Source organism: Stenotrophomonas sp. yr243 (genome assembly GCF_900184195.1).
Classification (GTDB): Bacteria; Pseudomonadota; Gammaproteobacteria; order Xanthomonadales; family Xanthomonadaceae; genus Stenotrophomonas; species Stenotrophomonas lactitubi.
In genome coordinates this window covers 885,468-906,318 of sequence record NZ_FXWT01000002.1, presented here as the reverse complement: position 1 = coordinate 906,318, position 20,851 = coordinate 885,468, and the positions used below count along the sequence as shown (strand labels likewise).

At 66.8% G+C, this 20,851-nt stretch carries 21 protein-coding genes; 14 read left to right on the top strand and 7 right to left on the bottom strand.

Going from position 1 to position 20,851, the window contains the following annotated elements; all coding sequences use genetic code 11:
- Window positions 1-22: 22 nt before the first annotated feature.
- Window positions 23-352, bottom strand: a complete 330-nt coding sequence (gene trxA / locus QOL57_RS10820; RefSeq protein ID WP_025878607.1) for a thioredoxin — start codon at window positions 350-352, stop codon at window positions 23-25.
- 512 nt (window positions 353-864) lie between these two features.
- Between trxA and rhlB the strand changes: the two genes are divergently transcribed.
- The 6 genes from rhlB (at window position 865) to rpoH (ending at window position 7,051) form a co-directional block, all read left to right on the top strand.
- Entirely contained in the window at window positions 865-2,580 is a 1,716-nt protein-coding gene (rhlB, locus tag QOL57_RS10815) for an ATP-dependent RNA helicase RhlB (protein ID WP_089237304.1), read from the top strand.
- 119 nt (window positions 2,581-2,699) lie between these two features.
- Complete coding sequence (gene ftsE, locus QOL57_RS10810) at window positions 2,700-3,386, top strand: cell division ATP-binding protein FtsE (protein WP_025878609.1); 687 nt, start codon at window positions 2,700-2,702, stop codon at window positions 3,384-3,386.
- Window positions 3,387-3,388: 2 nt separating this feature from the next.
- Window positions 3,389-4,336, top strand: coding sequence for a permease-like cell division protein FtsX (gene ftsX, locus QOL57_RS10805; RefSeq protein WP_089237302.1), 948 nt, complete (start codon window positions 3,389-3,391; stop codon window positions 4,334-4,336).
- 7 nt (window positions 4,337-4,343) lie between these two features.
- Window positions 4,344-5,186 carry a response regulator gene (locus QOL57_RS10800; protein ID WP_089237300.1) on the top strand — a complete coding sequence of 281 codons (843 nt, stop codon included), beginning with the start codon at window positions 4,344-4,346 and terminating at the stop codon, window positions 5,184-5,186.
- 9 nt (window positions 5,187-5,195) lie between these two features.
- Window positions 5,196-5,921 carry a uracil-DNA glycosylase gene (gene ung / locus QOL57_RS10795; protein WP_089237298.1) on the top strand — a complete coding sequence of 242 codons (726 nt, stop codon included), beginning with the start codon at window positions 5,196-5,198 and terminating at the stop codon, window positions 5,919-5,921.
- A 254-nt stretch (window positions 5,922-6,175) separates the two neighbouring features.
- Complete coding sequence (gene rpoH, locus QOL57_RS10790) at window positions 6,176-7,051, top strand: RNA polymerase sigma factor RpoH (RefSeq protein WP_089237296.1); 876 nt, start codon at window positions 6,176-6,178, stop codon at window positions 7,049-7,051.
- A 201-nt stretch (window positions 7,052-7,252) separates the two neighbouring features.
- Here the strand turns inward: rpoH and purD are convergent, their stop codons facing one another.
- The 3 genes from purD to purH are packed head-to-tail and all read right to left on the bottom strand — an operon-like array spanning window position 7,253 to window position 11,062.
- A complete protein-coding gene (gene purD / locus QOL57_RS10785) occupies window positions 7,253-8,536 on the bottom strand; it encodes a phosphoribosylamine--glycine ligase (protein WP_089237294.1) in 1,284 nt (427 codons plus the stop codon).
- Between the two features lie 58 nt (window positions 8,537-8,594).
- The gene (locus QOL57_RS10780) at window positions 8,595-9,455 is read right to left on the bottom strand and encodes a hypothetical protein (RefSeq protein ID WP_089237293.1); all 861 of its coding nucleotides are present in this window, start codon (window positions 9,453-9,455) and stop codon (window positions 8,595-8,597) included.
- Window positions 9,456-9,472: 17 nt separating this feature from the next.
- Window positions 9,473-11,062: a bifunctional phosphoribosylaminoimidazolecarboxamide formyltransferase/IMP cyclohydrolase gene (gene purH / locus QOL57_RS10775; RefSeq protein WP_089237291.1), complete on the bottom strand. Its 1,590-nt coding sequence runs from the start codon at window positions 11,060-11,062 to the stop codon at window positions 9,473-9,475.
- Window positions 11,063-11,275: 213 nt separating this feature from the next.
- Between purH and QOL57_RS10770 the strand changes: the two genes are divergently transcribed.
- Genes QOL57_RS10770 through QOL57_RS10745 form a run of 6 tightly spaced genes read left to right on the top strand, consistent with a single transcriptional unit; the run spans window position 11,276 to window position 17,089 of the window.
- Complete coding sequence (locus tag QOL57_RS10770) at window positions 11,276-11,896, top strand: CDP-alcohol phosphatidyltransferase family protein (protein ID WP_089237290.1); 621 nt, start codon at window positions 11,276-11,278, stop codon at window positions 11,894-11,896.
- Between the two features lie 39 nt (window positions 11,897-11,935).
- Window positions 11,936-13,687: a bifunctional alpha/beta hydrolase/class I SAM-dependent methyltransferase gene (locus QOL57_RS10765; RefSeq protein ID WP_089237288.1), complete on the top strand. Its 1,752-nt coding sequence runs from the start codon at window positions 11,936-11,938 to the stop codon at window positions 13,685-13,687.
- Window positions 13,687-15,021, top strand: coding sequence for a phosphatase PAP2/dual specificity phosphatase family protein (locus QOL57_RS10760; protein ID WP_089237286.1), 1,335 nt, complete (start codon window positions 13,687-13,689; stop codon window positions 15,019-15,021). Before QOL57_RS10765 ends, QOL57_RS10760 begins: the two co-directional genes overlap by 1 nt.
- Window positions 15,018-15,455, top strand: a complete 438-nt coding sequence (locus QOL57_RS10755; RefSeq protein ID WP_089237284.1) for a hypothetical protein — start codon at window positions 15,018-15,020, stop codon at window positions 15,453-15,455. The genes QOL57_RS10760 and QOL57_RS10755 overlap by 4 nt, the downstream gene beginning before the upstream one ends.
- A gap of 12 nt (window positions 15,456-15,467) precedes the next feature.
- Window positions 15,468-16,097 (top strand): lysophospholipid acyltransferase family protein, encoded by a 630-nt coding sequence (locus tag QOL57_RS10750; RefSeq protein ID WP_025878621.1) that lies wholly within the window; start codon window positions 15,468-15,470, stop codon window positions 16,095-16,097.
- Complete coding sequence (locus QOL57_RS10745) at window positions 16,094-17,089, top strand: phosphatidate cytidylyltransferase (RefSeq protein ID WP_089237282.1); 996 nt, start codon at window positions 16,094-16,096, stop codon at window positions 17,087-17,089. Before QOL57_RS10750 ends, QOL57_RS10745 begins: the two co-directional genes overlap by 4 nt.
- Window positions 17,090-17,181: 92 nt before the next feature.
- On the opposite strand, the gene fis is transcribed toward QOL57_RS10745, so the two are convergent.
- From fis to prmA, 3 genes are all read right to left on the bottom strand, one after another.
- The gene (gene fis / locus QOL57_RS10740) at window positions 17,182-17,457 is read right to left on the bottom strand and encodes a DNA-binding transcriptional regulator Fis (RefSeq protein WP_006397198.1); all 276 of its coding nucleotides are present in this window, start codon (window positions 17,455-17,457) and stop codon (window positions 17,182-17,184) included.
- A 115-nt stretch (window positions 17,458-17,572) separates the two neighbouring features.
- On the bottom strand, window positions 17,573-18,322 hold the full coding sequence (locus tag QOL57_RS10735) for a DUF3426 domain-containing protein (protein ID WP_089237280.1): 750 nt from the start codon (window positions 18,320-18,322) through the stop codon (window positions 17,573-17,575).
- 42 nt (window positions 18,323-18,364) lie between these two features.
- Window positions 18,365-19,285 (bottom strand): 50S ribosomal protein L11 methyltransferase, encoded by a 921-nt coding sequence (gene prmA / locus QOL57_RS10730; RefSeq protein ID WP_089238144.1) that lies wholly within the window; start codon window positions 19,283-19,285, stop codon window positions 18,365-18,367.
- Between the two features lie 150 nt (window positions 19,286-19,435).
- On the opposite strand from prmA, the gene QOL57_RS10725 reads away from it, so the two are divergent.
- Both QOL57_RS10725 and QOL57_RS10720 read left to right on the top strand, forming a co-directional pair.
- Window positions 19,436-20,401: a hypothetical protein gene (locus QOL57_RS10725; protein ID WP_089237278.1), complete on the top strand. Its 966-nt coding sequence runs from the start codon at window positions 19,436-19,438 to the stop codon at window positions 20,399-20,401.
- A complete protein-coding gene (locus QOL57_RS10720; RefSeq protein ID WP_089237276.1) occupies window positions 20,398-20,772 on the top strand; it encodes a hypothetical protein in 375 nt (124 codons plus the stop codon). The genes QOL57_RS10725 and QOL57_RS10720 overlap by 4 nt, the downstream gene beginning before the upstream one ends.
- Window positions 20,773-20,851: the final 79 nt, after the last annotated feature.

Genomic DNA, 20,851 nt, shown 5'->3' with positions numbered 1-20,851 from the left:
CGGCTGCCGGTTACCCGCAGGATCAGGCCAGGGCCTTGTCCAGCAGGCCGGCCAGCTGGGCCTTGCCAACGGCACCAATCTGCTCGCCGACCTTCTCGCCGTCCTTGAAGACGACCAGGTAGGGAATCGAACGCACGTGGTACTTGGCGGCCAGTGCGCGGTTGTTGTCCACGTTGACCTTGGCGATCTTGGCGCGGCCCTGGTAGGCATCGGCCAGTTCGTCCAGCGCCGGGGCGATCATCTTGCAGGGGCCACACCATTCGGCCCAGAAATCGACCAGCACCGGTTCCTTGGAATTCAGTACGGCGCTATCAAAGTCGGCATCGCCGACGTGTACAACCTTGTCGCTCATCTTGGTTTCTCGTCTTGGATTGCACCCGGCCAGGCCGGAGGTGGGTGAACTGGGCCATGCCCGGTGGCGTGACCCTCGTCGTTGCCTCGCGGCGGACTGCCACGGTGCGTTCGGCGGGATGCCTGGACGCTCACGGCCGGCAGTGTACCCCTATCGCAGGGCGCGGACAGATGCTGGCTGGAACCCAGCGTATCGTGATCGGGGCTGAGCACGGTATGTGTCCGATTTCACTGTCCATGGCTGAAATGGGGGTGCTGGCGCGGTAGGCCATGGGCGCATGCGCCGCTGTTCAAGCGCGGTACTGCGGGGTGAAGAGGTGCGTCTCCCTGGGCTCTGAGACGCCTGATTCCGGTTTGCCGGCCCGAGTGCGGTAAACTGGGGCATTGTGCGGCGCGCGGACCCGAGGGGTCCCGGCCAGCCCGACCCGCCGCAGGGGCCGCAGTTTGCGACGGAGCCCCAGACAGATTTCAGTGCCGCCGCCCGCAGGCGCGTGGCCATACCAAGACGGACACATGAGCGACAAACCGCTGACCGATTTGACTTTTTCCTCCTTCGATCTGCATCCGGCCCTGCAGGCCGGTCTTGAAGGAGCCGGATTCACCCGCTGCACGCCCATCCAGGCGCTGACCCTGCCGGTCGCGCTGCCCGGTGGCGACGTCGCCGGCCAGGCCCAGACCGGCACCGGCAAGACGCTGGCCTTCCTGGTCGCTGTCGTGAACCGCCTGCTGACGCGTCCGGCGCTGGCCGATCGCAAGCCGGAAGATCCGCGCGCGCTGATCCTGGCCCCGACCCGCGAACTGGCCATCCAGATCCACAAGGATGCGGTCAAGTTCGGTTCCGACCTCGGCCTGCGTTTCGCCCTGGTGTACGGCGGCGTGGATTACGACAAGCAGCGCGAGATCCTGCAGCAGGGCGTGGACGTGATCATCGCCACCCCCGGCCGCCTGATCGACTACGTCAAGCAGCACAAGGTGGTCTCGCTGCACGCCTGCGAGATCTGCGTGCTGGACGAAGCCGACCGCATGTTCGACCTGGGCTTCATCAAGGACATCCGCTTCCTGCTGCGCCGCATGCCGGAGCGCTCCACCCGCCAGACCCTGCTGTTCAGCGCCACCTTGAGCCACCGCGTGCTCGAGCTGGCCTATGAGCACATGAACGAGCCGCAGAAGCTGGTGGTCGAAGCCGAGACCATCACCGCCGCGCGCGTGCGCCAGCGCATCTACTTCCCGGCCGACGAAGAGAAGATCCCGCTGCTGCTGGGCCTGCTGTCGCGCAGCGAAGGCGCGCGCACCATGGTCTTCGTCAACACCAAGGTGTTCGTCGAGCGCGTGGCCCGTTCGCTGGAGCGTTCCGGCTACCGCGTCGGCGTGCTGTCCGGCGACGTGCCGCAGAAGAAGCGTGAGAGCCTGCTCAACCGCTTCCAGAAGGGCCAGCTGGAAATCCTGGTGGCCACCGACGTGGCCGCCCGCGGCCTGCACATCGACGGCATCAAGTACGTCTACAACTACGACCTGCCGTTCGACGCCGAAGACTACGTGCACCGCATCGGCCGTACCGCCCGCCTGGGCGAGGAAGGCGATGCCATCAGCTTCGCCTGCGAGCGCTACGCGATGGGCCTGCCGGACATCGAGGCCTACATCGAACAGAAGATCCCGGTTGAAGCGGTCACCAGCGAGATCCTGACCTCGCTGCCGCGCCCGGAGCGTGCCGCCCCGGCACCGGGTGAGGAAGGTGACGAGAACGAAAGCGTCGGCCAGATCTTCCGCGAAGCACGCGAAGCGCGTGCCGCCGAGGAAGAGCGTCGTGGCGGCGGCCGTAGTGGCGGTCGTTCCGGCAGCGGTGCTGGCGCTGGGCGTGGTAGCCGTGATGGCGAACGCCGTCCGCGTCCCCCGCGCAAGCCGCGTGTGGAAGGCGAGCAGGTTGCCGCCGCAGCAGTCGAGGGCGCGGTGACGGCCGAAGCCGCTGCCGTGCAGGCCCCGCGTCCGCCGCGCGCTGAAGCTGCGCCGGAAGCTGCGGTGGACGGCGAGCGCAAGCCGCGCAAGCGTCGTCGTCGCCGCCACGGCCGTCCGGTCGAGGGTGCCGAGGGCGTGGCGAGTGACGGCAACGGTGCCGCTCCGGTCAAGCCGGTGCAGGTGGTGGCCAAGCCGGTGCGCACCAGCGCCGATGCCGGCGATTCGTTCCTGACCCGTATCGGCCGCAAGATCCGCCGGATGCTGTCGGGCAGCTGATCGGTGCGGTAGCACCCGACCGTTAGTCGGGTGGCTTTCGGGGCGTGCCGACCAACGGTCGGCACCCACCAGCGCCCCGGCATCTCCACGCCGTCGCGCCGGTCCTGCATAATCGGGGCATGAGTGTCCTGCGCTTCGACAATGTCAGCAAACAGTACGCCGGTGGCCACGAAGCCCTGACCGATGTCAGCTTCGAGGTCGCGCCGGGCGAAATGCTGTTCGTCACCGGTCACTCCGGGGCGGGCAAGAGCACCCTGCTCAAGTTGATCCACCTCGACGAGCGGCCCAGCCGCGGCGCGGTGATGTTCGACGAGCGCAACCTGCTGAAGGTGCGCGGCGGCGATGTGCCGCGGCATCGACGCGCGGTGGGCGCGGTCTACCAGGACCACCGCCTGCTGATGGACCGTTCCATCGCCGAGAACGTGGCCCTGCCGCTGATCCTGCGCGGCACCCGCCGTGGTGACATCAACAAGCGCGTGCGTTCGGTGCTCGAGCGCATGGGCCTGGGCCACCGCGAAAAGGCGCTGCCCTCGCAGCTGTCGGCTGGTGAGCAGCAACGCGTCGGCATCGCCCGTGCGATCGTTGGCGAGCCCAAGCTGCTGGTAGCCGATGAACCGACCGGCAACCTCGACCCGACCCTGGCGGCGGAAATCATGTCCCTGTTCGCCGAGCTGCCCGCGCGTGGCACCAGCGTGCTGGTGGTCAGCCATGACCTGCCGCTGCTGCGCCACATGCGCAAGCGCGTGCTGATCCTCGACCACGGCCGGCTGGTGGACGACATCTCGCCGCAGGATCTGGCGGAGTAACCATGGCCAAGAACGAAAACACCGAAGCCGCTGCGCCGTCGCGCCTGGGCGTGTGGTTCCAGCATCACGTGCACAGCGTGGTGTTCAGCCTCGGCCGCGCCTGCCGCAAACCGTGGGCGACGCTGCTGACCGTGATGGTCATGGCGTTGGCCCTGGCGCTGCCGCTGGGCCTGTCGATCGCACTGGACAACCTCAAGCAGTTCGCCGGCAGCGTGCAGCAGTCGCGCGACATCAACGTCTTCCTGAAGGCCGACGTCGACGGCCCCGGTGCGCTGCGCCTGGCCGGTGAACTACGCGATCGTCCGGATGTGGCCAGCGTCACCGTGCGCACGCCGGAACAGGGCTTGGAGGAACTGCGCCAGGCCGGCCTCGGCGAAGCCATCGACGCACTCAACGACAACCCGCTGCCCTCGCTGCTGGTGATCACCCCTGGCCAGGGCCAGGACGATGCGCGGCTGGCGCGCGCGCTGGAAAGCCTGCCCGGGGCAGATCTGGTCCAGCATGACGCGTTGTGGCGCCAGCGCCTGGATGCATGGCTCGCGTTCGGCGCGCGGCTGGTGCAGGTACTGTCGGTGCTGCTCGGCGTCGGCGCTGCGCTGGTGGTCGGCAACACCGTGCGCCTGGACATCCAGGCCCGCCGCGAGGAAATCGGTGTGCTGCAGCTGCTCGGCGCCAGCGATGGCTTCATCCGCCGCCCGTTCCTGTACCTGGGCGCCTGGTATGGCCTGGGCGCCGGCGCGGTTGCGCTGGGCCTGATCGGCATTGCCGGTGCCGCCCTGCGCGCGCCGCTGGCCGAGCTGTCGCGCAGCTATGGCAGCCCGTTCGTGCTGCATGGCCTGGACCTGCTGCATGGCAGCCTGGTACTGCTCGGTACCTTGTTGCTGGGTTGGCTGGGTGCATGGCTGGTGACCGGCCACTTCCTCCGCCAGACCCGCCCGACCGACACCTGAGACCGGCATGCAACCGCAAGCGCTGAAGCACCTTGAAGGGCCCGCGACGCGGGTGATGGTGGTTGACGGTTCCAAGCTGGTGCGCAAGCTGATCGCCGACGTCCTGCAGCGCGATCTGCCGGGCGTGGAGGTGATCGGCTGCGACAGCATCGAAGACGCCCAGCATGCGCTGGCGCAGGGCCCGGTTGATCTGGTGACCACCTCGCTGACCCTGCGCGATGGCGACGGACTGGCGCTGGCACGGATGGTGCGTGAAGCCGCCGGGCAGGCCTATGTGCCGGTGATCGTGGTTTCCGGCGACGCCCAGCAGCACCTGGAGCAGCGCCGTTTCACCGAGTACGTCACCGACTATTTCGACAAATCGCTGGGCCACGAGGCCCTGGCGACGTTCGTGCGCGGCTACGTGCAGCCGCAGACCATTCCCGGCGCGACCATCCTCTACATCGAGGACAGCCGGGTGGTGGCCGAGGCGACCAAGCGCATGCTCGAGCGCCAGCAGCTCAACGTGATGCATGTGGTCAGCGCCGAAGAGGCGTTCACCCTGCTGACCGCCGAATCGCTGGGGCGCAGCCGCCATCGCATCGACCTGGTGCTGACCGACGTGACCCTGAAGGGGGAGCTGAGCGGCCGCGACGTGGTGCAGCGCGTGCGCGTGGACTTCGGCTACGGCAAGCGCCGTCTGCCGTTGCTGGTGATGACCGGCGATGGCAATCCGCACAACCAGACCGGCCTGCTGCAGGCTGGCGCCAACGACCTGGTGCTGAAGCCGATCGAAGAACGCCTGCTGATCACCAAGGTGCTGTTCCAGCTGCGGCTGGCCCGGTTGAATGATGGACCCCTGTTGCGATGACGTGTTGCGATGATCGATGAAGTAGTGGACACCCCCGCGATCCAGCTGGAACCGAGCTGGAAACAGCGTGTGGGCGATTACCTGCTGCAGCCGCAGATGCGCGAGCTGTCCAGCTTCCTGCGGCAGCGCAAGGCCAGCGGCGCGGCGGTGTTCCCTCCGGGCCCGCAGATCTTCGCCGCATTCGATGCCACCCCGTTCGATCAGGTGAAAGTGGTCATCCTCGGCCAGGACCCGTACCACGGTCGAGGACAGGCCCATGGCCTGAGTTTCTCGGTGCAGCCGGGTGTGCCGGTGCCGCCGTCGCTGTTGAACATCTACAAGGAGATCGAGGGTGACCTCGCCATCCCGCGCCCCGACCACGGCTGCCTGATTCCCTGGGCACAGCGCGGCGTGCTGCTGCTCAACGCCGTGCTGACGGTGGAAGAGGGCAAGGCCGGTGCCCACCAGGGGCGCGGCTGGGAAGGCTTCACCGATCACGTGGTGAATGTGCTCAACCGCGAGCGCGAGGGCCTGGTGTTCATGCTCTGGGGCGCCTACGCGCAGCAGAAGGGCAAAGTGATCGATGGCGGTCGCCACCGCGTGCTGAAATCGCCGCATCCTTCGCCCTTGTCGGCCCACCGTGGCTTCCTCGGCTGCCGTCATTTTTCGATGGCCAACGAGTACCTGCAGCGCCGCGGGCAGGCTCCGATCGACTGGTCGCTGCCGCCGCGGGCGTCGCTGGCGCCATCGGGCTGAACGGTGGGCAACGCTGCCGGGTGTTGAGAGGGCGAAACCGTCGCCTGTTCAGCTCCCTTTGACCCGGAATAGCCGTGTTTTACGGGCCAGGGGATTGAATTCCAAGGGATTGTGTATCCCGAAAAGCGCGCTCGCCACTGTCATCAAATCGCGTTACGGTAAGGCTCTGTTTGGGACCAGTGTTTCATCAGTGGAATGCTGGAACTTTTTCCTCCTTTAGCAGTCCAATTCCCCGACTGCTAAGATGGGTGCCTATGAGCCAGAACACCTCTACTGCCCTTGTGGCAAACAATCTGCCGATTCCCAGTGCGCTCGGTTCGCTGGACGCCTATATCGGTGCCGTGCACCAGATCCCGGTGCTGTCGGTCGATAACGAACAGGACCTGGCCCGTCGCTTCCGCGACGGCAATGATCTGGACGCTGCCCGTGAGCTGGTGCATTCGCACCTGCGCTTCGTGGTGCACGTGGCCCGCGGTTACAACGGCTACGGCCTTGCGCTGGGCGACCTGATCCAGGAAGGCAACATCGGCCTGATGAAGGCGGTCAAGCGCTTCGACCCCGACATGGGCGTGCGCCTGGTGTCCTTCGCCGTGCATTGGATCCGTGCCGAGATGCACGAGTTCATCCTGAAGAACTGGCGCATCGTCAAGGTCGCCACGACCAAGGCGCAGCGCAAGTTGTTCTTCAACCTGCGCAGGTCGAAGAAGCGCCTGGGCTGGATGAACGCCGCCGAAGTCACGGCGGTGGCCAAGGACCTGAACGTGTCCGAGCGCGAGGTGCTGGAAATGGAATCGCGCCTGTCCGGCCGCGATATCGGTTTCGATGCGCCGACCGACGAGGACAACGATCATGCACCGCCGTCGCCGGCTGCGTATCTGGTGGCCAATGACGAAGATCCGTCGATGGCCTACGAGCGCGAGGACAGCGAAGACAACCAGATGCAGCTGCTGCGCGAAGGCCTGGCGGAGCTGGATGCGCGTTCGCGCGACATCATCCGCCGCCGTTGGCTGGATGCGGACAGCAAGGTGACGCTGCAGGAGCTGGCAGATGAGTACGGCGTGTCCGCCGAGCGTATCCGCCAGGTTGAAGCGAACGCGCTGAAGAAGATGAAGGCGCTGTTTACCGCGTAAGGTGTTGACGCGCTTGATTGACGAAAAGGCCCGGCATTGCCGGGCCTTTTCTGTTTGTGGGGCTTTCATCCACGCATGGCGTGGATCTACTACGGGCCACACCCTGCATGAACGAATCCCACCGTAGATCACCCCATGCGTGGATGCGGCAAGATCCAGTAGATCCACGCCATGCGTGGATACCCTGATGCCGTGCCTGCCTCAACCTTCCCGCGCGATCGCCCGCCAGCCGATATCGGTGCGGTGGAACTCATTGGCCCAGCTCACCTTGGCCACGCCGGCATAGGCGTTCGCCTGCGCATCGCGCACGCTGTCACCCAGCGCCGCAACGCACAGCACGCGGCCGCCGGCGCTGAGCACCTGGCCCTGCGCATCCAGCGTCGTACCTGCATGGAACACCTTGGCAGTTGCCGGCACCTCATCCAGGCCGGATATCACCTCACCGGTGATCGGCGATTCCGGGTACGGCTTCGCGGCCAACACTACGCCCAGCGACGGGCGCGGATCCCACTGCGCGTCGACCTGGTCCAGGCGGCCATCGATCGCCGCTTCCAGCAGTTCCACCAGGTCCGACTGCAGGCGCAGCATCACCGGCTGGGTTTCCGGGTCGCCGAAACGCACGTTGAACTCGATCACCTTCGGCGCGCCGCTGGCATCGATCATCAGGCCCGCGTAGAGGAAGCCGGTGAACGGAATGCCATCGGCGATCATGCCCTGCACGGTCGGGTTCACCACCTCGCGCATCACACGTGCATGCACTTCAGGTGTCACCACCGGGGCCGGCGAGTACGCACCCATGCCGCCGGTGTTCGGGCCGGTGTCGCCGTCGCCGACGCGCTTGTGATCCTGCGAGGTGGCCATCGGCAGTGCATGCACGCCATCGACCATCGAAATGAAGCTGGCTTCCTCGCCGTCGAGGAATTCCTCGATGACCACGCGCGCGCCGGCATCGCCGAAGGCGTTGCCCGAAAGCATGTCGCGCACCGCGTCTTCGGCTTCGGCCAGCGTCATCGCCACGATCACGCCCTTGCCGGCGGCCAGGCCGTCGGCCTTGACCACGATCGGCGCGCCCTTCTCGCGAAGGTACGCCAGTGCTGCGTCCACCTCGGTGTGCACGGAATAGAACGCGGTGGGGATGTTGTGGCGTGCCAGGAAGTCCTTGGCGTAGGCCTTGCTGCCTTCCAGCTGCGCGGCGGCAGCCGTCGGCCCGAAGATGCGCAGGCCGGCGGCGCGGAAGCGATCGACCACGCCGGCCACCAGCGGCACTTCCGGGCCGACCACGGTCAGCGCCACGCCTTCGGCCTGGGCCAGGGCGAGCAGGCCATCGATGTCGGTGACCTTCACCGCGACGTTGCGGCACTTGTCTTCGTTGGCGGTGCCGGCATTGCCGGGCGCTACGAGCACTTCAGTGACACGGGAGGACTGGGCCAGCTTCCATGCCAGGGCGTGTTCGCGGCCGCCAGAGCCGATGACAAGTACGTTCATCACGAGATTCCAGATTGCGTGGGAAGGGAAGGTCGATATCCCCGGCGGCGCGCGTGGTTCACTCGCAGCCTTCGCGTTGCAGCGACTCGGGGAAGGAGTAGGTCCAGGACTTCGGGTCCAGGGTGAAGCGATGTTCCTGCCGTACGGTTTTGCCACCGCAGCTGCTGCCGACCTCTTCGACCGTCAGCGGCCAGATACGCGCGCTGGGGTCGCTGCTGTCGAAACGCAGCGCGAAGTCGAGGTTGAACACGCCGGTCCGGCACTCTTCGGCAAATTCGGCATCGTCGCAGTCATAGGCCGCAGCATTGTCGATATGGCTGCGCAGGCCGCCAGCGTCGACCAGCCCGTTCGGGCCCGGTAGCACCAGGTTCTGCGAGATCAGCGAATAGCCTTGGCCGAACCAGCCGTGCTCGATGCGGAAACCGTAGAAGTCGCTGCCGGCGCGGATGATGCTGACCGTGCCGGGCTGGCCCTGGCTGCCGAAGTTCTGTCCGGTGAGTTCGGCGGTGATGCTGAAACGATCGCCGCTGGGCCGCAGCACGAAGAAGTCGATCGCGCCCGGATCCGGGTGGGCACCGTCGAGCGGCGAACCACACACGGCCAGCAGCTGCTGCCAGCTGTCGCCGGTCACCACCGGCTGCTCGGCACAGACCTGCCAGTCGGTCGCGCGCACATCGCCGTCCTGGGTCCAGGTGCCGCGCCACTCACCTGACAGCTTGGCATCCTTGCCGTAGCGCTCGGTCAGGAACGCCTGCAGCCGCGCGGTGCGGCTGATATGGGTGGCCAGCTCGGCGGTGGCCGCCTTTGCAGGGTCTGCCTGCGGGGCAGCTGTGGGTTCGGCGGCCGGCTTGCAGCCGGCCAGCAGGGCCGTGCCCGCGAAGGCGAGCACGGCAAGCGGTTTCAAAGAGACTGCAGACATCCGTGTCGCTCCATCAATCAGTGGCGGAAGTGGCGAACGCCGGTGAACACCATGGCCAGGCCATGTTCGTCAGCAGCGGCGATGACTTCGGCATCGCGCATCGAGCCGCCCGGCTGGATCACCGCCTTGATGCCGGCCGCGGCTGCAGCGTCGATGCCATCGCGGAACGGGAAGAATGCATCGGAGGCCATCACCGAGCCCTCCACCACCAGATTCGCATCGGCCGCCTTGATGCCGGCGATGCGCGCGGAGTACACGCGGCTCATCTGGCCGGCACCGACACCGATGGTGCGGTTGTCCTTGGCATAGACGATCGCGTTGGACTTCACGAACTTGGCGACCTTCCAGGCGAACAGCAGGTCGGTGAACTGCTTGTCGGTCGGTGCCAGCTTGCTGACCACCTTCAGTTCGTCGCGGGTCATGCCGCGGTTGTCCGACGACTGCAGCAGCAGGCCGGAGCCCACACGCTTGTTGTCGAAGTTGTTCAGACCATCGCCGTGCGGGATGCGTAGCACGCGCACGTTGGCCTTCTTCTGCGCGTATTCCAGCGCGGCCGGTTCGTAATCCGGAGCGATCAGAACTTCGACGAACTGGCGGTCGAGGATCACCTGCGCGGTCGCAGCGTCGAGCGGCTTGTTGAAGGCGATGATGCCGCCGAAGGCGCTGGTCGGGTCTGTCGCGTAGGCCAGCTCGTAGGCATCGCCATTACCGGCACCAACGGCCACGCCACACGGGTTGGCATGCTTGACGATGACACAGGCCGGTGCATCGAACTGACGCACGCATTCCCATGCCGCATCGGCATCGGCCAGGTTGTTGTAGCTCAGCTCCTTGCCCTGCAGCTGCTGGAAGGTGGCCAGCGTGCCCGGCACCGGATGCAGGTCGCGGTAGAACGCGCCGCTCTGGTGCGGGTTTTCGCCATAGCGCAGGTCCATCACCTTCACGAAGGTGGAATTCATCTGCGCCGGGTACTCGGCACGCGCCGGCACGGCAGCGTCGGTGGCGGTGGCGGTGACGGCAGACAGGTAGTTGCTGATCGCCGCGTCGTACTGGGCGACACGATTGAACGCGGCTACCGAGAAAGCGAAACGGGTGCCGGCCGGCAGCTGGCCGTCGTTGGCGTCGAGCGAGGCCAGCAGTTCAGCGTACTGCGACGGATCGGTGGCCACCGCCACGCGGGCGAAGTTCTTTGCCGCCGAGCGCAGCATCGCCGGGCCGCCGATGTCGATGTTCTCCACCGCATCGGCCAGGGTGCAGTCGGCCTTGGCGGTGACCGCTTCGAACGGATACAGGTTCAGCACCAGCAGATCGATGGCGCTGATGCCGTGCTCGGCCATCACTGCGTCGTCCAGGCCGGAACGGCCCAGCAGGCCGCCATGCACCATCGGATGCAGGGTCTTGACCCGGCCGTCCATCATTTCCGGGAAGCCGGTGACCTCGGCAACGTCCTTCACGGCCAGGCCGGCATCGCGGATCGCCTTGGCGGTACCGCCGGTGGACAGCAGCTCCACGCCGCGTGCAGCCAGCGCGGTGGCCAGCTCGATCAGGCCGGTCTTGTCGGAAACGGAGAGGAGGGCCCGACGGACGGGCAACAGATCAGCAGTCATGGGGACAGGGCAATCGGCAGCGGAGCGGGGCCGATATTGTAGGCGGTGGGGGCCGGTGGCGGGCGCTGGTGGGGGAAATTGGCCGGTGCAGTCCCCCGTCGCGGTCCGCTCGGCAGCGCCCGCATGGACCGGCATTGGGAGCAATTCGATACGTGGCGCTGTCGCAATCAGGTAGGCTGTGCCCGCACTGCCAAGGATTAGCGGGTTCAGATCGTGTCGATCTATGCATTGAAAGGACGTTTCCAGGACCTGCTGCGTCCGGCCGTACACGGCCTGTACCGCATGGGCGTCACCGCCAACGCGGTGACCGTGGCTGCGGCCGTGGTCTCGCTGCTGGTGGCTGCCGCAGTGTGGTACTTCGCCCCCGCCCAGCCGCTGCTGTATCTGGCCCTGCCGCTGTGGATGCTGCTGCGCATGGCCCTCAACGCCGTCGACGGCATGCTGGCCCGCGAGTTCGGCCAGCAATCGCGGCTGGGTGCCTATCTGAACGAGTTGTGCGATGTGATCGCCGACGCGGCGCTGTACCTGAGCCTGCTCAGCGTACCGGGCGTGCGTGCGGAGGCACTGTGGCTGCTGGCCTGGGCCGCCGCGCTGAGCGAGTACGCCGGCGTACTGGGTTTGATGGTCGGCGCGAGCCGCCGCTATGACGGCCCGATGGGCAAGAGCGACCGCGCGTTCGTGATCGGTGTGCTGGGCCTGCTGCTGGCGTTTGGCTGGGCAGGTGCGACCGTGGTCAGCGCAGTCGCGGCACTGATTGCACTGCTGTGCGTGCTGACGATGGCTCGCCGCGTACGCCAGGGATTGAAGGAAGCCGCAGCGACACCGCAGCGGTAAACACAACAAGACTTCACGCCATTCCAATACGGAGATTGCATGCGTCAGGCGCAGGAACGGGAATTCCACAGCTTCGACCAGGTACCGCTGTTCTACCGGTACTGGCCGAGCACCACGGCAACCACGCCGGCCAAGGCCATCGTGCTGCTGCATCGCGGCCATGAACACTCTGGCCGGGTCACCCATCTGGTCGACGAACTGGACCTGCCCGACACGGCTTTCTTTGCATGGGATGCGCGCGGCAACGGCCGCTCGCCCGGCACGCGCGGTGACGCACCGGGGTTCCCGGCGCTGGTACGCGACCTGGATAGCTTCATCGCCCACATCGGTGCCGAGCATGGCATCGCGGTGGACGACGTCGTGGTCATCGCACAAAGCGTGGGCGCAGTGGTTGCCGCCACCTGGGTGCACGATTACGCGCCGCGGTTGCGCGCGCTGGTGATGGCCTCACCCGCCTTCAAGGTGAAGCTGTACGTGCCGTTCGCACGCGCTGGGCTGGCGCTGATGCAGAAGCTGCGCGGCAACTTCTTCGTCAACAGCTACGTCAAGCCGCAGTGGCTGACCCACGACCCGGTACGGGTGGAAAGCTACCGCACCGACCCGCTGATTACCCGGCCGATCTCGGTGCGCGTGCTGCTCGGCCTGTACGAAGCCGCCGACCGCATCGTGGCCGACGCACAGGCGATCAGCGTGCCGGTGCAATTGCTGGTGTCCGGTTCGGACTTCGTGGTGCATCGCGGCCCGCAGGACCGTTTCTACGAACGCCTGTCCAGCCCGATCAAGGAGCGCGTGCACCTGCCGGGCTTCTTCCACGACACCCTGGGCGAGCGCGACCGTGCACCGGCGCTGGCTCGCGTCCGCAGCTTCATCCAGGCGCGCTTTGCCGAACCGCTGCAGGAACTGTCGCGGCGTGATGCGCATCGGCAGGGCCCGACCTTCGAAGAATCGGAGATCCTGTCGTGGCCGCCGGAGCGCAACAGCCTGGCCGACCTGCGTTGGCGTGTGGTGCGTGGTGGCCTGCGCTTCGGTGGCAGGCTGTCCGAAGGCATCGCGCTGGGCCTGCAGACCGGTTTCGACTCGGGCAGCACGCTGGACTACATCTACCGTGATGAAGCGCGGGGCAAGGGCCCGTTGGGCCGGATGGTCGACCGCAACTATCTGGATGCGATCGGTTGGCGTGGCATCCGTGTGCGCGGCAAGCACCTGCAGGAACTGCTGCGCGATGCCGCGCAGCGACTGCGCGGGCAGGGCGCGCCGGTGCGCGTGCTGGACGTGGCTGCCGGCCATGGCCGTTACGTGCTGGAAGCGCTCGGCCAGGGCGAACAGCGTGCCGACCGCATCGTGCTGCGCGATTTCAGCGATCTGAACGTGACCCAGGGCAAGGCCTTGATCGAGCGCCTTGGCGCGGCCGACATCGCCCGCTTCGAACAGGGCGATGCGTTCGATCCGGCGCAGCTGGCGGCAGTGGACCCGGCGCCGACGCTGGCGGTGGTGTCCGGCCTGTACGAACTGTTCCCGGACAACGATGCGGTGCTGCGTTCGCTGCAGGGCATCGCCGCGACGGTGCCGGTGGGCGGTTACCTGGCCTATACCGGGCAGCCGTGGCATCCGCAGCTGGAGTTCATCGCGCGTGCATTGACCAGCCACCGCGGTGGCGCGGCGTGGGTGATGCGCCGCCGTACCCAGCACGAGATGGACGAACTGGTGCGCCTGGCCGGCTTCCAGAAGGTGGCCCAGCGTATCGATGACTTCGGCATCTTCAGCGTATCGCTGGCACGCCGGATCGCGTGATGGCGACGCTGGTGGCAACCGCATCACCGAGCGAGGCGCGCCCGTGGCGGCGCGCCCTGCTGTGGCTGGCCCTGCTGGGGCCGTTCTTCTTCGCCAGCTATGGCTTCGCCAACTGGATGGCCGGCCGCCATGCCCAGCTGCCGGTGATGGCATTTGCCTGGGAAACGCGGATTCCGTTCGTGCCGTGGACGATCGTGCCGTACTGGTCGATCGACCTGTTCTATGCGATCTCGTTCTTCCTGTGCCGGCGCCGGCTGGAGCTGGACCGGCACGCGCTGCGCCTGCTCAGCGCGCAGGTGATCGCAGTGACGTGCTTCCTGTTGTGGCCATTGCGCTTCAGTTTCGAGCGACCGGAAATCGGCGGTGTGTTCGGTTGGTTGTTCGATGTGCTGCTGGGCTTCGACAAGCCCTTCAACCAGGCGCCGTCGCTGCACATCGTGCTGCTGATCGTGTTGTGGGTGAAGTTCGCGCAGTACCTGCACGGGGCTTGGCGGCTGGTTCTGCATGTATGGGCGCTGCTGATCGGCATTTCGGTGCTGACCACGTTCCAGCATCACTTCATCGACATTCCCACCGGGCTGTTGGCCGGCTGGCTGTGCGTGTGGCTGTGGCCGGAGCAGGGCACGCCGCCGCTGCGCGCGTGGCAGACCGCGCGTGACCCGAAACGTTGGCGGCTAGCGGCGTTGTATGCGCTGGGTGCCGGTCTGTTGCTGGTGCCGGTGGTGATGCTGCGTGGCACCGCGTTGTGGCTGCTGTGGCCGATGGTGTCGTTGCTGCTGGTGTCGTTGGCCTATGCCGGGCTGGGCACGGCGGTGTTCCAGAAGCGCGCCGATGGCCGGTTGACGATGGCGGCGCGCTGGCTGCTGGCACCGTACCTGGGTGCGGCGTGGATCAACTCGCGGTTGTGGACGCGCCGCGCGCCGCAGCCCGTGCCGGTCATCGACGCGGTCTGGCTGGGTCGCCTGCCCAGTGCTGCACTGCCCGTGCCCTTGGTGGGCGTGGTCGACACCTGTGCCGAGCTCTCCTGTCGTGCGCCAGGGGCAGCGTATGCCAGCGTGCCGATGCTGGACCTGGTGGTGCCATCGGCGGCGCAGCTGCGTGCCGCGGCGGACGTCATCGAACGCCTGCGCGGCCAGGGTCCCGTTCTGGTCTGCTGTGCGCTGGGCTATTCGCGCAGCGCGGCCAGCGTGGCGACGTGGTTGCTGCGCACCGGCCGTGCGCGCGATGTGGCCGAAGCGGTGGCGATGGTACGCACCGCGCGGCCGAGCATCGTGCTGCATGACGTTCATCTACAGGTGATCGCGGCCGCTGCCGCGCAGGAGACCGTTGCATGAGCACTGTGCCCGATCTGCCGATGATGCATCTGCTGCTGCGACAGGGACGTTTGCCTGCCGCGTTGTCGCTGGGACTGCTGCTGGTGGCGCTGTTGCTGCTGGGCATCGAGCCGGGCCTCGCGATGTTCGCCGCGGGCCTGCTGCTGCTGAGCCTAGTTGCAGGGATCGTGCAGGCGTACTACGCGGTGCGGGTGCAGTTGGATGCCAGCCTGCTGCGCCTGCTGCAGCAGGAAGGCCTGCAGGGCGAAGACGCGGCACAACGGGTGGACCAGGCACTGCATACGGCCGGCCTGCGCAGGCGGGACGCACAGGCGCCGACGTGTGGCTGGGATACGCGCTGGATCGGCATGCGTCGCCTGCTGATGCGCCAGTACGTGGCCACGCTGCTGCAGTTCGCTGCCCTGCTGCTGGCCGTGTTGTGGCCGCAGACCTGACTGGAGGTGCCGATGTTCGCTGAACTGATCGCCCGCGCCTGCAGTGCGGCCATCCATGTAGTGACCGGCGCACGCGCGCTGTGGGTCGGCTGCGCGCCGTCCAGCGAGCACCGCGTCTACTACGGCAACCATGCCAGCCATGGTGATTTCGTGCTGATCTGGTCGTCGATGCCGCCGGCACTGCGGCGCCAGGTGCGGCCGGTCGCCGCCGCCGAGTACTGGCAGCGCGATGGTCTGCGTCGCTATCTGATCGACGCGGTGTTCAATGGCGTGCTGGTGGAACGTGAGGCGGGCAACCGCCATCAGGATCCTCTGCAGGTGCTGCGTGATGCGGTGGATGAGGGCTGTTCGTTGATCCTGTTTCCGGAAGGCACGCGTAACATCGGCGATGAACCGCTGCTGCCGTTCAAGAGCGGCATCTACCACCTGGCCCGGCAACGCCCGGAACTCGAGTTCGTGCCGGTGTGGATCGACAACCTCAAGCGGGTGATGCCGAAGGGGCGTTTCCTGCCGCTGCCGCTGCTGTGCACGGCGACCTTCGGTACGCCGCTGCGGCTGCAGGCCGATGAGGACAAGGCCGCGTTCCTGGCGCGCAGCCGGCAGGCGCTGCTGGCCCTGGCCCCGAACGGAGGCCGCGCATGAGCTTCATGATCGATGTGTCCGGTGATCTCGCCGCACGCAGTGTGGGTCAGCAGACCGGCCTGCTGTTCGCCGGTGTGGGTGCGGTGCTGGTGCTGGCCACGCTGGTGGCCGAGACGCTGCGCTGGCGCCAGCGCGGCAAGCCCAGCGCCGTGATCGCCAATCTGGTCTCGCGTATCCGCGCATGGTGGGTGATGGCCATCGTGGTCGGGCTGGCGCTGTTCTTCGGGCGCGCCGGCGTGATCGTGCTGTTCGCGATCATCTCGCTGTTCGCACTGCGTGAGTTCATCACTCTGGCGCCGACACGATCAGGCGATTACTACGCGTTGCTGGCCGCGTTCTACATCGTGCTGCCGTGGCAGTACTACCTGGTGTGGATCGACTGGTATGGCATGTACACGCTGTTGATCCCGGTATATGCGTTCCTGTTCCTGCCGATCCTGGCCACCATCGGTGGTGATACCACCCACTACCTGGAGCGCACGTCGAAGGTGCAGTGGGGCCTGATGATCTGCGTGTTCTGCATCTCGCACGTGCCGCTGCTGCTGAACCTGCGCGTGCCGGGCTACGATCCGGCGCGCAACGTGCTGCTGTTCGCCTTCCTGGTGATCGTGGTGCAGTCGTCGGACGTGCTGCAGTACATCTGGGGCAAGCTGCTGGGCAAGCACCTGATTGCGCCGAAGCTGTCGCCGTCGAAGACGGTGGAAGGCTTCGTGGGTGGCGTGCTCTGTGCCAGCGCGCTGGGTGCCGCGCTCTGGTGGATCACCCCGTTCACGCCGCTGCAGGCGTTCGGCCTGTCGCTGCTGATCAACCTGATGGGGTTCTGGGGTGGCCTGGTGATGTCGGCGATCAAGCGCGACCGCGGCATCAAGGACTGGGGCAACATGATCGAGGGCCATGGCGGCATGCTCGATCGGCTGGATTCAGTGTGCTTCGCCGCGCCGGTGTTCTTCCACGTGGTGCGGTATTACTGGAAGGCGGGCGGCGGCGGTTGATCCGGCGGGCTTCCATCCACGCATGGCGTGGATCTACTGGAACCAGGTGGACCCGGAATCGGTAGCGCCGGGCCATGCCCGGCGTGCTGCGCTTACGCGCTGATGCCGTATTCCTTCAGCTTCTTGCGCAGGGTGGCGCGGTGGATGCCCAGCATCGCGGCCGCGCGGCTCTGGTTGCCTTCGCAATGGTTGAGCACTTCCACGAACAGTGGAATCTCCATCTCGCGCAGCACGATCTCGTAGACATCGTCCGCATCGCAGCCATCGAGGTCGCGCAGGTAACGGCGCACGGACTGGGCCACGTGTTCGCGCAGCGGTGGCCGGGCAGCGCCACGACTGTTGTCAGGACGAGAAAGGACAGCGTTCAAGGGGGTTCCCGATCTGGTTGGTCCATGCACGCGGGGCGCCGGACCGGATGAGGTGATGGCGGTCAGTCTAGCGCGAGCGTGCCCGACCTGCCACGGCCGGACGGTCCGGCCAAGGTCAAAGGAACTCGAAGGTGAATGCGACCGTGGATGCGGCAGGCTCCTGCACACGGAAGGCGATGCGCGCGCTTTGACCCGGTTCCAGCGGGGCCGCCCCGGGGTTTTCACCGAGGTACTGCGCCGGTGTGAACACGCCGGTGCCGATCACGCGACCATCGGCATCGGACAGCGAGAGGCGCAGATCCGGCCATGCCTGCGGCCAGCGTGCGTCGTTGCGGATGCTCGCCTGGATCTGCAGCACGCCAGCCTGGGCCGGCAACGGACGGATTTCACGGCTGGTCATGGTCAATGCAGTGGGCTCGCGCCAGGCCGGCAGTTCGCAGCGCAGCACGTTGCACAGCGCGCCGATCCACGGCCGGGTGCCGGCATCGGCGGCCAGCCGAGCACGATCGGCAAGCACGCTCTGCAGCAACAGCAGCAGCGCCAATGCGGCCACCAGCAGCCAATGCCAGCGAGGGGTTGGCTGCGCCCGTGGGCGCACGCCGAGGAAACTGGGCGCATCGGCGACGGTGGCAACGATGCCGGGTGTGGCAGTGAACGCCGGCTCGATGATTGGATCATCGGCAACCAGCGATTCTGTTTCCGTTGCAGCCACGATGTCCGCTGCCGGGTCGATGTCATCGATCACCGGCGCTGCATCGGTCGCCACCGGTTCGCGCGGTCCGGTGGCTTCAGGCGTGGCATCGCGTTCCTGCGCGGTGCGCAGGAAGGTGGCCAGGGGACGGCGCGGTGGGTTCGGCTCGGACATGCTCAGGGCGCGGGCTCGGATCCAGCGGTCATTCAACCACGATCAGGCGCGGCGCACGCCGGTGATGCGCATCCAGTCACCATCCTGGGCGGCCTGCAGGTCGTCGAACCACGCCGCATAGCGCTGCAGCAGTTCGTCTTCCTGACCATGCAGGATGCCTGACAGGGCGATGCGACCACCGGTGGCGACACGGGTGGCCAGCAGTTCAGCCAGTGCATCCAATGCGGAGGCCAGGATGTTGGCGACCACGATCGGGTAGGTGGCGACCGGCTCGTCCTGCGGCAGGTACACCTGCATGCGTGCCTGTTCGCCGTTGCGTTCGGCATTGTCGGCGGTGGCGATCAGCGCCTGCGGGTCGTTGTCCACGCCGATGGCCTGTGCGGCACCAAGCTTCAACGCGGCCAGGGCGAGAATGCCCGAGCCACAGCCGAAGTCGAGCACGCGCTGGCCCTGCAGCTGGCCATCAACGGCCAACTGGTCCAGCCAGCGCAGGCACAGCGCGGTGGTCGGGTGGGTGCCCGAGCCGAAGGCCAGGCCCGGGTCGAGGCGCACGATGGCGGCGTCGGCAGCCTGCGCGGCCTCCGGCAGCTCATGGTTCCACGGCACGATCCAGGTACGGCTGCCAAAGTCCATCGGCTGGAACTGGTCCAGCCACGCGCGCTCCCAGTCCTGGTCTTCCACGGCCCGGAAGCTGCCGTTGCTCCAGTCCAGCTCCGGGTCGAACGCTTCCAGCGCGGCCAGCAGCAGCAGGGCGTTGCTGTCGGCCGGGAACAGCGCGCTGAGCACCAGGGTGTCCCACAGCGGGGTCTCACCCACGCCGGGTTCCAGGATGGCCTGCTCGTTGCTGGTGTCCGCTTCGGCATCAAGCAGGGTCACCGCCAGCGCGCCGACGTCCTCCAGCGCATTCTCATAGCGGGGCTGGGTGGCTTCGGTGCAACGCAGGGTCAGTTCCAGAAACGGCATGGCGGTGAGGGCAATCGCGGGAAAGGGGGCCATGCTAGACCATCAGGGCGTCTCCGTATGCCTTGAGATGAACGAAGCCGATTCAGACAGGCCTCACGGGCCTTGCTAAACTCGGCGCTTTCCTGTGCGCCGTACCACCGACCGTTGCCGATGGCTTTCGCCCCGACCCTGAAAACCTGGTTGCTCGTCCTGCCGGCCGTGGCCGTGCTGGGCGTGGCCGGTTATCGGGCCAATGGCCACAGCCGGGACATGGACGCGCGCGTCGATGTGCCGATGGCTGTCCAGGCCGGCGATGCGCAGGGGGCGCTGGCACCGGTCATGCCGGAAGCGCTGGCACGCCGACTCGCTGCGTTCGAACGTGGTACCGCGCTGCCTTCGGGCCTGCCGCTGGACATCCGCGCCGATATCGAAGGTGCCACCGATCTGTACGCCTACGCGCAGCGCCTGCGTGTGCAGGCCGACCAGGGCAACCACGAGGCGCGCTGGATGCTCAGCCGGGTCTATGACTACTGCGCGCAGTACGCCGTTGATCCGGGTGGCTACCGCCTGGACAACAACGTGCTGTCCGGCCTTGGCCTGAGTGCTGCACCGGAGATGGTGGAGGCGCGCGAGCGGGTGGCGCAGCGCTGCGGTGGCTTCGTGCCCGGCGACAAGCTGGGGCCGGCACTGGTGCTCGGCGAGCGGCGTCGTGCGGCCCAGCAGGGCAACCTCGCTGCCGAAGCGGCGCTGTTTGCCGAAGGTGAGCCGCTGCACGACAACGAGCAGTACCGTCGTGACCTGGTCGAGCGCGTGCGTACCTCGCGCGATCCGGAAGCCTATATGGCGATCGCGCCGGGCATGGGGTTGCGCGCGGCCGGCGACAAGGCGCTCGTCGGCATGGTCGCCGGAGAACAGCTCAGTGAACTGGCATGGCGGGTTGCGGCCTGCGAACTCGGTCTTCCCTGTGGAGCCGACAGCGTGCTGGTCAACAGTTTTTGTGCGAATGGAGGGATCTGTTCGCCGGATGGAACGCAGGACTTCCGTGATTTTGTGTATGACGCCGCGGTTTCGCGGCAAGGTGCGGGGAAAATGAAGGAATGGATCAAGCGATTGATTGGAACGAGGGACGGACGATGAACTACCGTCGATTCCTGCATGGGGCCAAGTTCTGGTTCTGGGTGGTGTTGTTCGTGGCGTATTCGGCCGGTGCGGTGGGCCTGCTGATGATCGACACCTACGAGGACCGCTACCGGCGTCTGTCGAAGGTGGAACTGACCTCGGTGAAGACACAGGAAGACGTGCGCCGTGCAGGCGCCAGCCAGGTTGCCGCCGTTTACCGCGCGCAGAGTGGCGTGCCGTTCTCGTCGTTGCCGGCCGGCAGTACCTTCCAGGTGGTGTGGCCGGATGGTTCCAGCGAGACCATGGTGATCGTCGATCCGACCTCGCCGAACGGCGTGCGCCCGTTGGCGAACTCGCAGATTCCGGCCGAAGTCGCCGACAAGCACTGAGGCGGATCCTGCAGGGCCGGGCCATGCCTGGCTTGCCGGGAAGCAGCCGAGCATGGCTCGGCTCTACAGAAAACAGAAA

Coding starts and splice junctions, on each gene's coding strand:
- ftsX (WP_089237302.1), top strand. CDS start 3,389: ATGGCCAAGAACGAAAACACCGAAGCCGCTGCGCCGTCGCGCCTGGGC.
- QOL57_RS10800 (WP_089237300.1), top strand. CDS start 4,344: ATGCAACCGCAAGCGCTGAAGCACCTTGAAGGGCCCGCGACGCGGGTG.
- QOL57_RS10750 (WP_025878621.1), top strand. CDS start 15,468: ATGTTCGCTGAACTGATCGCCCGCGCCTGCAGTGCGGCCATCCATGTA.
- QOL57_RS10755 (WP_089237284.1), top strand. CDS start 15,018: ATGAGCACTGTGCCCGATCTGCCGATGATGCATCTGCTGCTGCGACAG.
- ung (WP_089237298.1), top strand. CDS start 5,196: ATGATCGATGAAGTAGTGGACACCCCCGCGATCCAGCTGGAACCGAGC.
- QOL57_RS10735 (WP_089237280.1), bottom strand. CDS start 18,322: ATGTCCGAGCCGAACCCACCGCGCCGTCCCCTGGCCACCTTCCTGCGC.
- rhlB (WP_089237304.1), top strand. CDS start 865: ATGAGCGACAAACCGCTGACCGATTTGACTTTTTCCTCCTTCGATCTG.
- QOL57_RS10725 (WP_089237278.1), top strand. CDS start 19,436: ATGGCTTTCGCCCCGACCCTGAAAACCTGGTTGCTCGTCCTGCCGGCC.
- purD (WP_089237294.1), bottom strand. CDS start 8,536: ATGAACGTACTTGTCATCGGCTCTGGCGGCCGCGAACACGCCCTGGCA.
- ftsE (WP_025878609.1), top strand. CDS start 2,700: ATGAGTGTCCTGCGCTTCGACAATGTCAGCAAACAGTACGCCGGTGGC.
- purH (WP_089237291.1), bottom strand. CDS start 11,062: ATGACTGCTGATCTGTTGCCCGTCCGTCGGGCCCTCCTCTCCGTTTCC.
- QOL57_RS10780 (WP_089237293.1), bottom strand. CDS start 9,455: ATGTCTGCAGTCTCTTTGAAACCGCTTGCCGTGCTCGCCTTCGCGGGC.
- QOL57_RS10760 (WP_089237286.1), top strand. CDS start 13,687: ATGGCGACGCTGGTGGCAACCGCATCACCGAGCGAGGCGCGCCCGTGG.
- QOL57_RS10720 (WP_089237276.1), top strand. CDS start 20,398: ATGAACTACCGTCGATTCCTGCATGGGGCCAAGTTCTGGTTCTGGGTG.
- trxA (WP_025878607.1), bottom strand. CDS start 352: ATGAGCGACAAGGTTGTACACGTCGGCGATGCCGACTTTGATAGCGCC.
- QOL57_RS10745 (WP_089237282.1), top strand. CDS start 16,094: ATGAGCTTCATGATCGATGTGTCCGGTGATCTCGCCGCACGCAGTGTG.
- rpoH (WP_089237296.1), top strand. CDS start 6,176: ATGAGCCAGAACACCTCTACTGCCCTTGTGGCAAACAATCTGCCGATT.
- prmA (WP_089238144.1), bottom strand. CDS start 19,285: ATGCCGTTTCTGGAACTGACCCTGCGTTGCACCGAAGCCACCCAGCCC.
- QOL57_RS10765 (WP_089237288.1), top strand. CDS start 11,936: ATGCGTCAGGCGCAGGAACGGGAATTCCACAGCTTCGACCAGGTACCG.